Origin of the sequence: Photobacterium lucens, from assembly GCF_009873615.1 — a bacterium.
In the GTDB taxonomy this organism is placed as follows: Bacteria; Pseudomonadota; Gammaproteobacteria; order Enterobacterales; family Vibrionaceae; genus Photobacterium; species Photobacterium lucens.
In genome coordinates, this window is sequence record NZ_SSMG01000373.1 from 1 (window position 1) to 429 (window position 429).

The 429-nt window shown below is 36.4% G+C and carries 1 protein-coding gene; it reads right to left on the minus strand.

Annotated features, from left to right (window positions below; all coding sequences use genetic code 11):
• Positions 1–47: 47 nt before the first annotated feature.
• Complete coding sequence (locus E5A76_RS15485) at positions 48–371, minus strand: hypothetical protein (RefSeq protein WP_161119463.1); 324 nt, start codon at positions 369–371, stop codon at positions 48–50.
• Positions 372–429 lie beyond the last annotated feature (58 nt).

Here is a 429-nt window from a genome sequence, read left to right on the forward strand (position 1 = left end):
CTAGATTGTTAACATTTCTGTCTTACGAAAATCTTAACCTTTATTCATTAGTAAGTATTGGTAGCCTTACGGATCGCATTTGATGACTTATTAATTAAGCCATTTACTGCGCGACGCTTCTGTTGGCGAACCTTATTTTCCACACGCTTTTCTACATACGTCCCATCTTGAATTTCACCAATAGCACGCTGAGTATTATCAATCTTGTTCTGTCCATTACGGATCGTATTCTGAGTACCGTGAATACTGTTCTGCACTTTGCTTAATGAATTATCAACACGGTTTAAACCTTGGATAAGTGAATCGGCATGAGCACTAGAAATAGCTAATAATGCAACAACGGGGATAAGAGTGAAGATACACTTGCTCATTCATCTATTCCTTTTAACTTATTGAATTTATTTGACCAATTAATACTAGCAACAGAGA

Coding starts and splice junctions, on each gene's coding strand:
- E5A76_RS15485 (WP_161119463.1), bottom strand. CDS start 371: ATGAGCAAGTGTATCTTCACTCTTATCCCCGTTGTTGCATTATTAGCT.